Raw genomic sequence first — 13,703 nt, 5'->3', positions numbered from 1 at the left:
AGGTCCCATCGCTGGCGCATCCGGGCTCGTGTAGCCTGACGCGAAGAGGGGAGCGCACGTGGATACCCAGTTCCTGAATACGTTCGTGGTGGTGGCCGACCGCGGCTCGATGGCGGCGGCGGCACGCGTGCTCAACATCACCCCCGCGGCGGTGGCACAGCAGATCCGCACGCTCGAACGCGAGCTCGGCGCGCCGCTGATCGCGCGCGCCGGCCGTACCGTCAGCCTGACCGAAGAAGGCTCGCGCATCCTGCAGCGTGCGCGCGACCTACTGCGCGACGTCGCCGACATGCGCAGCATCGCCAACGACAGCGAGGTGTCCGGCGAGCTTCGCCTCGGTGCCTGTCCGACCGCGCTGGCGGGCATGCTGCCGGACATCCTGGCGCGGATGGTCGACAAGTTCCCGCAGATCAACGTCTTCATCCGTCCCGGCTATTCGGCCGAGCTCTATCGCGCGGTGGAAGCCGGGGAGCTCGATGCCGCGCTGGTGCTGCAGGCGCCGTACATCCTGCCCAAGACCTGCGACTGGCAACTGCTGCGCGAGGAACCGCTGGTGATGATTGCGCCGGCGAGGATGGCGGGCCGCGATCCGCACGACCTGCTGCGCACCGAACCGCTGATCCGCTACGACCGCAACCAGTGGGGCGGCCGCGTGGCGGACGAGTACCTGCGTGCCGCCGGCATCGTGCCGCGCGAGCGGTTCGAGTTGAACGGCCTCAATGCCATCGCGGTGATGGTGGATCGGGGGCTCGGTGTGTCGCTGGTGCCGGACTGGGCGCGACCGTGGCCCGAAGGCCTGGACCTGGTCCGCATCCCGCTGCCGCTGCCCAGCGAACCGCGGCGGATCGGCATGGTGTGGTCGCGCTCGTCGGTGCGCATCCGCCTGGTTACCGTGCTGTTGCAGGAGAGCCGTGCCGCCACCGGCCACGCCTGAGCGTCGCCATGTTGCAGTGCACGCTACAAAAACTAGCCTGTGAACATATCCGCGGGCGATTTTTCCGTGACGGGCGTCGACCTAGGCTTTGACCATCGTCGGGTTCGAGCGTCTGGGAGGAACGCTGGGCACGCCGGCCGCCGGGGCGGCCTTTCTCGCATACCCACCTAGCCACGCGCCGATGCGCACGCGCGCTCGCCGTCCACCGAAGCATTCCGAGAACAGACCATGAAACAGGTACCCGCCGCGTTCGGCGTTTTCCTGCTGGCCGCCGCCGTCAGCGCCAGCGTCCAAGCCCAACAGAACACCCCGTTGCCGGAGGACAAGGCGGCGGAACAGGAGCGCGGGAAGGAGGCCGTCAACCTGGACCGCATGATCGTCACCGGTACGCGCGCGCCCAAGTCCGTTGAGAAGATTCCGGGCGCCATCAATGTGGTGTCGAAAGAGGATATCCAGCGCACCCTGCTGGTGACCGAAGACGCGACCGCGGTGCTGGCGCGCACCGTGCCCGGCTATTCGGAAGCATCCCAGGCCATGAGCAATACCGGCGAGAATCTGCGCGGCCGCATCGCGCTGCGCCTGTTCGACGGCGTGCCGCAGGGCTCGCCGCTGCGCGAGGGCACCCGGAACGCCACGTTCACCGACATGGGCATCGTCGAACGGATCGAGGTCATCAACGGCCCCTCGGCGTCGGAAGGCATCGGCGCGGCAGGCGGCATCATCAACTACATCTCCACCCAGCCGAGCGAGGACGGCACCAAGTTCCGCCTCGTCACCCGCTATTCGACCCAGTTCAAGGACGACAGCGCGGGCTGGAAGATCGGCGCCAACATGTCCCACAAGAAAGACGATTTCGATGTCGTCGTAGGCGTTTCCCGGATCGATCGCGGCATGAGTTACGACGGCGACGGCGTGCGCCTGGGCATGAATACCAGCGGCTCGCTGCATGATTCGGAAGCCAACAATCTCTTCGTCAAGGCCGGCTTCAATTTCGGCGAAGCCGGGGAGAAGCGACTGCAGGCCAGCTACAGCGACTTCAAGATCGAAGGCAAGGGCAACTACCGCCAGGTCGACGGTTGCCGCTATGAGCCCGTCTGGTGCGAGGATCCGCGACCGAACACCTCGGAGCGCGGTCACCTGTTCGAGACCAAGGCCGAGTTCAACGACTTCAAGCAGTTCAATGCGGTCTACACCGATGCCGATTTCCTCGGCGGCACGCTCGTGCTCAACGGCTACTGGGCGGATCAGGCCATGCGCTATCCGCCGGAAGACGGCAACGACCGTCAGGATCCGGACATCCCGCCGAACGGTCCCGACGGTCGCATCTGGGACCAGTCGGAGATCCGCTCGGACAAGCGCGGCCTGCGTGCCTCGTGGACGCGTCCCGACCTGTTCAACATCGAGGGCCTGGAACTGCATGCCGGCGTGGACTGGGTCAAGGACACCGCCGACCAGCGCCTCGCATTGACCGACCGCCTGTGGGTTCCGCCGATGGAGTACATCAGCCTGGCGCCCTACGCGCAGCTGAGCTACGAGATCGGACCGGTGACGATCAGCGGCGGCCTGCGCCGTGAAGATGGTGAACTGAACGTCGATTCGTACACGACCACCTGGTACCGGGGCAGGAAGTTCGTCGAAGGTGGAACGCTGAGCTACACCGACACGATGAAGAACCTGGGCGCGGTCTGGCAGATCACCCCCCAGCTGTCGGCGTTCGTCGCCTACGGAGAAGGCTTCGGACTGCCCAATGTCGGCATCCCGCTGCGCAACGTGGATACCGACGGCCAGACCGTCAAGGGGATCGTCGATCTTCAGCCGATCATCGTGGACAACAAGGAAATCGGCCTCAACTGGCACGGCAAGCACCTGTCCGTCAGTGCGTCCTACTACGAGTCCAACGCCGATTTCGGCAGCTCGCTCGCGGTCGACTGGCGCACCAACGATTTCGTGCTGAACCGCGCGCCGACCCGCATCAAGGGGTACGAGGCGACGGTGGACTGGTACGTCAACGACGACTGGAAGGTCTCCGCCGTCTACGCCCACACCGAGGGCTGGACTTCGTTCTGGACGTCCGACCTGGAAGGGCGCTGGGATGCGGGTGGCCTCAACAAGCCGATGGGTGCGCTGGATACCAACCCGGACAAGCTCGTGCTGACGGCGCGCTGGAAGTTCTCGCCTAAGGGCGACATGACGCTCAGCTCCGCGACGCAGATGTCGCGCGATCTCTACGGCAGCGACTATCGCGAGTACAACGACACGAGCTTCGAGTACGAAGAGCACACCACCGGGTACACGCTGTTCGACTTCAGCATGAACTACTCCGTGGACAAGGTGGGTCGCTTCTCGTTGGGCGTCGAGAACCTGCTGGACAAGCAGTACATCCTGACCTGGTCGCAGGTGCCGGGCTTCCGCAACTACTGGGCGGGCCGCGGCCGGATGTATTCTCTGACCTACGAGCGCTCGTTCTGATCCAGCGCCGACACGGCGCCGGCGAGAACCTGTCGCACGGCGCCTCGATGCAGGGCCATCCCGAGATGGCCCGGCAACATCGCCACGAGACCTGCCGCGGTGCAGCGGGTCCAGGAGGAAATGCATGATCCCGCGACACGGAGCGTGCCTGCGGGCGTTGCTGTCACTGTCCGCCCTGCTGATGCTCTCGTCCGCCGCCGTCGCGGCACCGACGCAGCCGGATACGCGTGCGTGGTTGCAGGAGCACGTGGTGGATGCCGGATATCCCGGTGCGCGCATGGTCGTGCTGCACGACGACAGGATCGTGCGCGACGAGACCTTGGGGTTCGCCGACCTCGCCCGCACCCGCCCGTTGCGGGACGATGCCATCTACCGCATCTACTCGATGACCAAGCCCGTGGTGTCGGCGGCCGTGCTGCGTCTGATCGGCGAGGGCCACGGCGCGCTGGACGATCCGATCGGCAAGCACCTGCCGGAGCTGGCGGGGTTGAAGGTGATGGGCGTCAGCGGCATCGGCCGCGCGCCGGTGCGGTCTCCTACGATCCGCCACCTGCTCACCCACACCGCCGGCTTCCCGATCGGAGAAGGCAAGGCCATGCGTCGTCGCATCGAGGCGCGCCTGGAGTACAGCCTCGACCTGGCCACCTATGTCCAGCGCGTGGGCAAGGTGCCGCTGGCGTCCGAACCGGGCACGCAGCGGGGCTACGACAGCGTCAATACCGAAGTGCTCGGCCGGCTCGTCGAGGTGTGGAGCGGGCAGCCGCTGCCGCTCTACCTGCATACCGAGTTCTTCGTGCCACTGGGCATGGTCGATACCGGGTTCGAAGTGTCTGTCGACCAGCGCGACCGTATCGTCGAACTGAGCCGCATCGATGGCGACGGACGACTGGTGCTGTCCGATGAGCCGACCGCACGTTACCCCGGCACCCGGCCGCATCCCTATTTCAGTGCCGCGGGAGGGCTGTACTCCACGGCGTCGGATTACCTCGCCTTCGCCCGCATGCTGCTGGCGCACGGCCGCGTGGGCGAACGCCAGTTCGTGCCGGTGGCGCTGATGGACGACATGTTCCGCGATCAGCTGGCGCCGTTGGGGCTGGAACGTCCGTGGATCGACGAGACGCCGGGACGCGGCTTCGGCCTGGGACTGTCGGTGCTGCTCGACCCGGCCGCGCAGGGACGTACCGGTGCGGCCGGGCAGGTCGGCTGGACGGGTGCGGCATCGACGGCCTTCGTGATCGATCCAGCCACGCAGTCCATCGGCATCCTCCTGCTGCAGCATCTGCCCAACGACAAGCCCGGCGATCTGCCGCGCGTGGCCAAAGGGTTCTACAACCATGTGCAGCAGGTGGTCGGGCCATGACCGCACCCACCACCGTGCTGGTGGCCGGCTCGGCCAACCTCGACTTCGTCGTCCGCGCGGGGCATGTACCTGCACCCGGCGAAACCGTGCTCGGGCGCGACTTCGCCACGTTCCCGGGCGGCAAGGGCGCCAACCAGGCGGTGGCCTGCGCGCGTGCCGGCGGCGCCTATACACGCATGCTGCTGGCGCTGGGCGATGACCCGTATGCGGCCGTGCTCGACCGGGCGCTCGCCGAGGCGGGCGTCGAACGGCACGTCATCCGCGCGCCGGACGTCGCCAGCGGCACCGCCTTCATCTGCCTGTCCGACGACGCCGAGAACGCCATCACCGTCGCGCCGGGGGCGAACGCAGCGTTGCGGCCGCACCACCTGCCGTCGTTGCGCGGTGTAAGCCATCTGCTGCTGCAACTGGAAACCCCGCTGGACACGGTCGCCAGCTTCGCGCACGTCGCGCGCGCGGCCGGCGTCCGCGTCATGCTCAATGCGGCACCCGCCACTGCGCTGCCGGCGGGCCTGCTGGACGACGTCGACCTGCTGGTCGTCAACGAAGGCGAACTCGCCACGCTGGCCGGCCCCGGTACGCTGGCCGAACAGCTCGCGCGCCTGCCGGTGCCCTGCGTGGTGGTCACGCTGGGCGCCCGCGGCTGCATTGCGCGACGCGGTGGCGAACTCTTCCTGCAACCGGCCTTTCCGGTGGACGCCGTCGACACCACGGCGGCCGGCGACACCTTCTGCGGCGCCCTGGCCGCGCGCCTGGCGCAGCATGCCCCGCTGGCGGACGCGCTACGCTTCGCCAGTGCCGCGTCCGCGCTGGCCTGCACGCGCCTGGGCGCGCAGACCAGCGTGCCGACGCGCGCCGAGGTCGACGCCTGGCTTGCCGGGCAAACCAACGAAACCCCGCGCCGCGAGGCGCTCGCCGCGTACAGCGGCCTTTCCGGTTCCTGATCCGATATCCCCCATGAACACCCCCACGTCCCCCGATGCTTCGCCCGCCAACCCGCACGACGACGATCGCGCGCCGCCGGTGAAGACCGAATACAAGTTCTCCCACGTCACCACGCAGCGCTACCTGCCCACGCCGGGCAAGGCACCGGGCTGGCCGTTCGCCGATATCGGCCAGTGGAAGATCGATGCCAACGCCTCGGCCGACGACTGGGTCGCCGAGCTGAAGGACTGGCGCCGCGAACACCTCACCCGCATCGGCTACGACGACGCCAACTACCGCCGGCCGGAACTGCAATGGGCGCAGCGCAACTTCGTGCACGCGCAGGTGATGGTCGAGGACCGTTACCTCTACGATCCCGTCGCCGGCCACTACACGGTCGACCGCTACCTCGACGACCTGGAAGCGCGCTTCGGCGGCCTCGACAGCGTGCTGCTGTGGTGCGTGTATCCCAACATCGGCGTGGACGACCGCAACCAGTTCGACCTGGCGCGCAGCCTGCCGGGCGGCCTGGAAGGCCTGCGTGGCGCGGTCGACGATTTCCATCGCCGCGGCGTGCGCGTGTTCCTCACCACCATGCCCTGGGACAACGGTACCCGCGACGAAGGCGAGCCCGACTGGCAGGCCATCGCGAAGATCGTCAACGCCGTCGGTGCCGATGGCATCAACGGCGACACCTACAACGGCGTGCCGCGAGCGTTCTTCGATGCCTGCGACGCGCTCGGCCATCCGGTGGTCGTGCAGCCCGAGTCCACGATCAGTGCCGAGGAGCACCTGATCTGGAACGTGCAGAGCTGGGGCAAGAAGGCGCCGAACGAGGTCGTGCCGCCGGTCGCGAAGTTCAAGTGGCTGGAACCGCGCCACATGATCAACTACGAGAACCGCTGGGGCCGCGACCGCAACCACGACCTGCAATACATCTTCTTCAACGGCGTCGGCTACAACGCCTGGGAGAACGTGTGGGGCCTGTGGAACCAGCTGACCCCGCGCGATGCCGCCTCGCTGCGTCGCATCGCCGCGATCTACCGCCGCTTCCCGTCGCTGTTCGTCAGCCTCGACTGGCGCCCGTACGAGCGCACGTTGCAGGCCGGTATCTTCGCCAGCCGCTTCCCCGGCGAGGGTCGTATCGTGTGGACGCTGGTCAACCGCCACGAGTACCCGATCGAAGGCGAGCAGCTCGCGGTGCCGCATGTCGAGGGGACGCGCTACGTCGACCTGTGGAACGGCACGACGCTGCAGCCGCGCATCATCGATGGCCAGGCCATCCTCGAGACGACGCTGGAAGGTCGTGGCTTCGGCGCGTTGCTGGCCTTGCGCGAAGGCGTAGAGGTAGAAGGACTTGATGACTTCCTCGCGGAGATGGCGAAGGAAGCGGCGACACCGCTCGCCTCGCTGTCCGCGAAATGGACCGCGTTGCCGCAGACCCTGCAGACCATCGCACCGACGGCACCGCAGGCCGTTGCGCCGGACGGCATGGTGACCATCCCCGCCGGCGAGTTCCTGTTCGCCGTGCAGGGCATCGAGATCGAAGGGCAGGTGTGGGAAGGCGTCGACGTGCAGTTCCCGTGGGAACCGACCGCGCGTCGCCACCACCGCCGCCGGATGCAGGTCGCGGCGTTCCATATCGATCGCCATCCGGTGACGAATGCGCAGTACAAGGCGTTCGTGGATGCGACCGGCTACGCACCGCAGGACACCGGCAACTACCTGCGCGACTGGCGCGATGGCGCACCGCAGCCAGACTGGGAAAACAGGCCGGTGACGTGGGTGTCGATCGAGGATGCGCGTGCCTACGCCGCATGGGCCGGCAAGCGCCTGCCGCATGGCTGGGAGTGGCAGTACGCCGCGCAGGGCACCGATGGTCGGTTGTATCCGTGGGGCGATGCGTGGCGCGACGATGCGGCACCGCCGGTATTCCGCGGCCGTGTGCTGCCGCCGCCGGCCGAGGTCGGCGCGTATCCCGCAGGCGCCAGCCCGTTCGGCGTGATGGACCTTGTCGGTAAGGTGTGGCAATGGACGGACGAGTTCCACGACGAGCACACCCGCGCCGCCATCGTGCGCGGTGGCAGCGACTACGAGCCGCGCACCTCGCACTGGTACTTCCCGCAGGCCAAGCGGCTGGACCAGCACGGCAAGCTGTTGCTGATGGCGCCGTCGAAGGACCGTTCCGGCCGCATCGGCTTCCGCTGCGTGGTGGATGCGGCGTGAGTGCCATGAAGGTCACCCTCGGCGGCCTGCTGGGCGACGCCCTCGATGCGAACCGGCGCGGCCGCCTGTCGCACTTCATCACCGGTCCCGACAGTCCGGCCATCGCGCTGTTCGCGCCCGCGCACCGCGCGCAGAACACCGAAGGCGACTGGTATGGCGAGCACGCCGGCAAGTGGCTGTCCGCCGCCGCGCGCGCCTACGGCCGCAGTGGCGATGCGCAACTCGGCGCGCACCTGCGCGAGGTCGCCGACTATCTGCTGTCCGTGCAGGAGGACGACGGCTATCTCGGCACCTATGCACCCGAGCGCCGCTTCACCCAGCCACAGCCGCCGAAGCCGCCCAGCTGGGACGGCGCGCCCGCGCTGCGCACCTGGGACATGTGGGTGCACGCCTACCTGATCCTCGGTTTCATCGAGACGGCACGCGCACTCGACGATGTCCGCTACACGCAGGCCGCCGCGCGCATCGCCGACCTGTGCGCGCACGCGCTCGCCGACGGCATCGACATCACCACGCTCGGCAACCACCACGGCATGTCGGCCACCGTGCTGATGGACGCCGCGCTGGAACTGCACGAGGAAACCGGCGAGCCGCGCTTCCTTGCCCTGGCGCAGCAGGTGCTGGCGCAGGCCAACGCGCATCCCGCGCTGCGGCTGCTGCCCGCGATCGAAGCCGGCGCCGATGCCTCCGAGATCGCCACCGGCAAGGCCTACCAGCTGCTGTGGAATCTGGTCGGCCTGGTCAAGCTGTGCCGCTCCACCGGCGATGCCGCGCTGCGTCGTGCCGTCGAGGCGATGTGGGAGAACATCCACCAGTACCACCTGACGCTGGGCGGCGGTCCGTGGGGCGGCGTGGCGCACCGGTCGCGCGAGGTGTTCAACGCGCGCGGTACCTTCAGTCCGCTGGCCTATGTCGAAACCTGTTCGCTGCTGTCGTGGATCCAGTTCAACCGCGAGCTGCTGCGCCTGACCGGCGAGGCGCGCTATGCGGAAGAGATCGAACGCACCGCGTACAACGACCTGCTCGGTGCATTCGCGCCCGACGGCGAGGACTGGTGCTACTACTCGTTCCCGAACGGCCGCCGCGTGCACACCACCTATTGGCGCTGCTGCAAGTCCAGCGGCGCGATGGCGCTGGAGGAGCTGCCATCGCTCGCCTACGCGGTGCAGGGTGATGTCGTCCGCGTGCAGATCTACGGTCCGGGCGACGCCAGCCTGGCGCATCCCGCCGCCGGCACGCTGGTACTGCGCCAGCACACCGGCTATCCGTTCGAAGGCGACATCTCGCTGGAAGTGCAGCCCGAACGCGAGGCCACGTTCGAGCTTCGCCTGCGCATTCCTTCGTGGGCCGAAGGCGCGACCGTCGCCATCAACGGAGAAGCGGTGCGCGGACCGGTGGTGCCGGGTACCTTCGTCTCCGTGCGTCGCCACTGGCGCGCCGGCGACCAGGTGCAGCTGCTGTTCCCGCTGCGGCCAGCGCTGCACCGGCAGGTGCTGCGCAACGTGCAGGAATCGCGCGCACCCGACGGCTCGGACGTGCGCCAGCAGGTGCTGGATCTGCACTACGTTGGGCTGACGCGCGGGCCGCTGGTCTACGCCACCGAGCTGGTCGACGGCTTCAAGACCGAAGAGACGATCCGTCTGCCCGATGGCCCGCAGGACGACTGGCTGCAGGTATTGCCGGTGGCCGACGACAGCGACGGTCCGGGCATCGCACTGCAACTAGGTTACCGGCCGCCGCTGCTGTTCTGGCCGTACTACCGTACCGGCGGTCGCGTCGACGGCGCCTGGCGCCTGACCTGGCTGTCGCTGCCGCCGGCATGAACGCGCACGCGCTCGCAAGAATTTGTGGCCGCAGAAACTACGGCGGCCGACTGTATCCGCTGCACCGCCTGCACCAGACTGGTCCCCGACCAGCAGGTGGCGGTTGAAGGAGCCTCTTCCCATGGACACTGCCTCTCCCTTCCGCGCCCCGCGGCGCCACGGCCCCGCCGGGCCGCTGAGCGGCGTCAAGGTGCTCGACCTGAGCGCCTACATCGCCGGTCCCTACGGCTGCACGCTGCTGGCCGACCAGGGCGCCGACGTGGTCAAGGTCGAACCGCCGGATGGCGACAACCTGCGCCAGTACCCGTCCACGCTGGAGAAGGAAAGCCGCGCCTTCCTCGGCGTGAACCGCAGCAAGCAGGGCGTCGTGCTGGACCTGAAGCAGCCGGCCGACCACGCCGCGCTGCTGCGGCTGGTGCGCGAGGCCGACGTGCTGGTGCACAACTTCCGTCCCAGCGTGCCGAAGCGGCTGGGCATCGACTTCGACAGCCTGTCGGTGATCAATCCGCGGCTGATCTACTGCGCGGTGACCGGCTACGGCGAGTCCGGCCCGATGAAGGACAAGGCCGGCTACGACCAGGTGCTGCAGACCATGACCGGCATGTGCACGCTGCAGGGCAAGCGCGGTGGTGCGCCGGAAATCATCTACGGTTCGGTGGTGGACTACTACGCCGCCGCGTTGCTCGCCGGCGGCGTGTCGTCGGCGCTGTACGAACGCGAGCGCAGCGGGCTGGGCCAGTTCGTCGGCGTATCGCTGCTGCGCAGCGCGCTGACCATGCAGTCGGCGCGGATGATCTGGGCCGAAGGCGAGGCGCTCGACATCGGCCGCGACATGCGCTCCGGTGGCGTCACCGGCATCCATCCGGCGCGCGAGGGGTATCTCTACCTGTCGGCCAACACCGCGCGCTTCTGGAAGGCGCTGTGTCGCCTGACCGGCCTGGACGCGCTGGCCGACGATCCCCGCTACGACACCGTGCGCAAGCGTGCCGCGCACGCGGCCGAGATCGTCCCGCAGCTGCACGACGCGCTGCTCGCGCGCACCGCGCAGGAGTGGGAAGCACACTTCGGCGACGAAGTGCCGTGCGCGGCGGCGCGCCGCGTCGAGGACATGTTCGAGCACCCGCAGGTGCTGGCCGAAGACATGGTGGCGGAGATCGCGCACCCGGTGGTCGGCAGCTACCGCGGCGTGACGCGCCCGATCGCCTTCGGTCGCACGCCGGGACCGGCGCCGTTCGCCGCGCCCACGTTCGACCAGGATGCCGACCACGTGCTCGGCCGCCACAGCAGGACGCGCGCGTCCGGTTGAGCCAGAACGCGCGTTTTACGCCGAATTTACGGCGCGCCCGCCGCAGCGCATAGCGGCTTTACGCGACCCGGGACCAGACTTTCGCGGTCGGCGGAACTCCTCCGCCTCGGATCGCACTCATGTCTTTCATCTCCTCCGTTTCGCGCAGGCCCACGCCTGCGTTCGTCGTTTCCTCCCTCGCCGCCGGCTTGCTGCTGGCCGCCTCGTCCGCCAGCGCCGCCACGTTCAATGGTTCCGGCGCGATCACCACCGACTACGTCTGGCGCGGCACCACCCAGACCCAGGGTGACCCGGCCGTGCAGGCCAGCTTCAAGGCCACGGCCGAGAACGGGTTGTACGGATCGATCTGGGGCTCGAACGTCGAGTTCGCCCCGGAGACCAAGGCCAGCAGCGAACTGGACGTCACCGTCGGCTGGAGCGGCAACGTCGCCGAAGACTGGGCGCTTGACGTCAACCTGACCCACTACCGCTATCCGTCCACCACCGTCGACCTCAACTGGACCGAGGCGATCGGCACGCTGACCTGGAAGCAGAACTACTGGGCGCAGCTGGGCTATTCCAACGACGCGCTGGCGACCGACGAAGCCGGTGCCTACGCGCAGCTCGGCGCGAAATTCCCGCTCAGCGAGCAGGTGCGCCTGGAAGCCGCCGCCGGTTACTACTGGCTGGATGACGCCTACAACGACAGCTACGCGCACGCGCAGCTCGGCGCGGTGTGGGCGTTCAAGGCCCCGTTCGAACTGCGCGTCACCGCGCATGCCACCGACAGCAGCGCCAAGGCGCTGTTCCCGGACCTGGCGGGTTCCCGCGTGGAAGCCGCCCTGCAAGCCTCGTTCTGAGTGCCGCCATGTTCACTGACTTCCTGCATCTGTCGTTGTCGCTCGCCGGCGTGCTCGCCGGCGCCGGCCTGATGTTCCTGCTGATCACGCGGCGCGCACGCACGCCGTCAGGTGAATCCCAATGATCGAATTCCTTCTTCTTATCGTGCTGGTGCTGGCGCTGGGCTGGCCGCTGGGCCGCTATCTGGCGGCCGTGATGCGCGGCGCACCGATGCGCGGCGACGCCGTGTTCGGCCTGCTCGAACGTCCGCTCTATCGTCTGTTCGGCATCGACCCCGCGCAGGGCATGGGCTGGAAGGGCTACGCGCTTGCGTTCCTCGCCAGCAACCTGGTCGTCGGTGTGCTGACCTGGATCGTCTTCATGACGCAGGCCTGGTTGCCGCTCAATCCCAACGACGCGCCCAACATGCGCTGGGACCTGGCGCTGCACACCATGGTGTCGTTCCTCACCAACACCAACCAGCAGCATTACTCCGGCCAGGCGCAGCTGTCGCACCTCGCGCAGATGACCGGCATCGTCGGCCTGCAGGTGGTGTCGCCGATGATGGGCCTGGCGCTGGTCGTGGCCACGCTGCGCGGCTTCTTCGGTGGACGCGGCGACAAGGCGGCCACGCCGGTCGGCGCCGACGTCGATGTCGGCAACTACTGGGCCGACGTGATCCGCCCGACCGTGCGCGTCATGCTGCCGCTGTGCCTGCTGTGGTCGCTGGCGCTGACCTGGCAGGGCGTGCCGTCCACGTTGCAGGGCGGACCGATCGCCACGCCGATCGACGCCAGCGCGGAGATGGCCGAGCAGAAGATCGCCGTCGGCCCCGTCGCGCCGATGGTCGCGGCCAAGCAGCTGGGCAGCAACGGCGGCGGCTGGTATGGCCCCAACAGTGCCGTGCCGCTGGAGAACCCCACGCCGTTCGCCAACTTCCTGGAGACGCTGGCGATCCTGCTGATTCCGGTCGGCGTGGCCTTCATGGTCAGTGCCTTCACCGGCCGCAGGAAATTCACCGCGCTGGTCGTCGGCACGATGATGGCCATGTGGGTGGCGACGTCCGGCCTGGCGATCTGGTTCGAAGGCCATGCGGCGACGGCGCAGGACATCGCATTGATGGAAGGCAAGGAAGTCCGCATCGGCGCCGAGGCCTCCGCGTTGTGGGCCGCCAGTACCACCGGCGTCAACAACGGTTCGGTCAACATGATGCTCGACTCCGCCGCGCCACTGACCGGCCTGGTGACCCTGGGCAACATGCTGGTCAACAGCATCTGGGGCGGCATCGGCTGCGGCCTGCAGCAGTTCCTGGTCTACCTGCTGCTCAGCGTGTTCCTCGCCGGCCTGATGACCGGTCGCACGCCGGAACTGTTCGGCCGCAAGATCGAAGCGCATGAAGTGAAGCTGCTGGCCGCGCTGGTGCTGCTGCAGCCGCTGGCGCTGCTGACCTTCACTGCCATCACGCTGGCCGTGCCATCGATCACCGGCAATTCGAACCCGTCGTTCCATGGCATCAGCCAGGTGTTCTACGAGTACACCTCGGCGTTCGCCAACAACGGCTCCGGATTCGAAGGCCTGGGCGATGCGACGTACTGGTGGAACCTCAGCACCACGCTGATGCTGATCCTCGGCCGCTATCCCGCGCTGATCATCCCGCTGGCCATCGCCGCCTCGCTCGCACGCAAGCGCGCCACGCCCGAAGGCCCCGGCACGCTGCAGGTGGAAACCCCCACCTTCGCGCTCACCCTGATCGCCGTGGTCGTCATCCTGACCCTGCTGCAGTTCATGCCCGTGCTGGTCCTCGGCCCCATCGCCGACCACCTTGCGCTGGGCGCGCTCTGA

At 68.2% G+C, this 13,703-nt stretch carries 9 protein-coding genes; all 9 read left to right on the top strand.

Going from position 1 to position 13,703, the window contains the following annotated elements; genetic code table 11:
- Positions 1-58: 58 nt before the first annotated feature.
- The 9 genes from IB230_RS08025 to kdpA all read left to right on the top strand — a co-directional run bounded on the left by IB230_RS08025 (position 59) and on the right by kdpA (position 13,703).
- Positions 59-934, top strand: coding sequence for a LysR substrate-binding domain-containing protein (locus IB230_RS08025; RefSeq protein WP_192270732.1), 876 nt, complete (start codon positions 59-61; stop codon positions 932-934).
- Between the two features lie 228 nt (positions 935-1,162).
- The gene (locus tag IB230_RS08020; protein ID WP_192270730.1) at positions 1,163-3,403 is read left to right on the top strand and encodes a TonB-dependent receptor; all 2,241 of its coding nucleotides are present in this window, start codon (positions 1,163-1,165) and stop codon (positions 3,401-3,403) included.
- A 124-nt stretch (positions 3,404-3,527) separates the two neighbouring features.
- A complete protein-coding gene (locus IB230_RS08015; protein ID WP_192270728.1) occupies positions 3,528-4,763 on the top strand; it encodes a serine hydrolase domain-containing protein in 1,236 nt (411 codons plus the stop codon).
- Positions 4,760-5,707, top strand: coding sequence for a ribokinase (locus IB230_RS08010; protein ID WP_192270726.1), 948 nt, complete (start codon positions 4,760-4,762; stop codon positions 5,705-5,707). The genes IB230_RS08015 and IB230_RS08010 overlap by 4 nt, the downstream gene beginning before the upstream one ends.
- Positions 5,708-5,720: 13 nt before the next feature.
- Positions 5,721-7,913, top strand: a complete 2,193-nt coding sequence (locus IB230_RS08005) for an SUMF1/EgtB/PvdO family nonheme iron enzyme (RefSeq protein WP_192270724.1) — start codon at positions 5,721-5,723, stop codon at positions 7,911-7,913.
- 5 nt (positions 7,914-7,918) lie between these two features.
- Positions 7,919-9,736 (top strand): beta-L-arabinofuranosidase domain-containing protein, encoded by a 1,818-nt coding sequence (locus tag IB230_RS08000; protein WP_192271396.1) that lies wholly within the window; start codon positions 7,919-7,921, stop codon positions 9,734-9,736.
- 121 nt (positions 9,737-9,857) lie between these two features.
- Positions 9,858-11,042, top strand: coding sequence for a CoA transferase (locus IB230_RS07995; RefSeq protein ID WP_192270716.1), 1,185 nt, complete (start codon positions 9,858-9,860; stop codon positions 11,040-11,042).
- A 119-nt stretch (positions 11,043-11,161) separates the two neighbouring features.
- Positions 11,162-11,881, top strand: coding sequence for a TorF family putative porin (locus IB230_RS07990; RefSeq protein ID WP_192270714.1), 720 nt, complete (start codon positions 11,162-11,164; stop codon positions 11,879-11,881).
- A 121-nt stretch (positions 11,882-12,002) separates the two neighbouring features.
- A complete protein-coding gene (gene kdpA, locus IB230_RS07985; RefSeq protein WP_192270712.1) occupies positions 12,003-13,703 on the top strand; it encodes a potassium-transporting ATPase subunit KdpA in 1,701 nt (566 codons plus the stop codon).

Source organism: Pseudoxanthomonas sp. PXM01 (assembly GCF_014851815.1).
Lineage (GTDB): Bacteria > Pseudomonadota > Gammaproteobacteria > Xanthomonadales > Xanthomonadaceae > Pseudoxanthomonas_A.
This window is presented reverse-complemented; position numbering and strand designations above follow the sequence as displayed.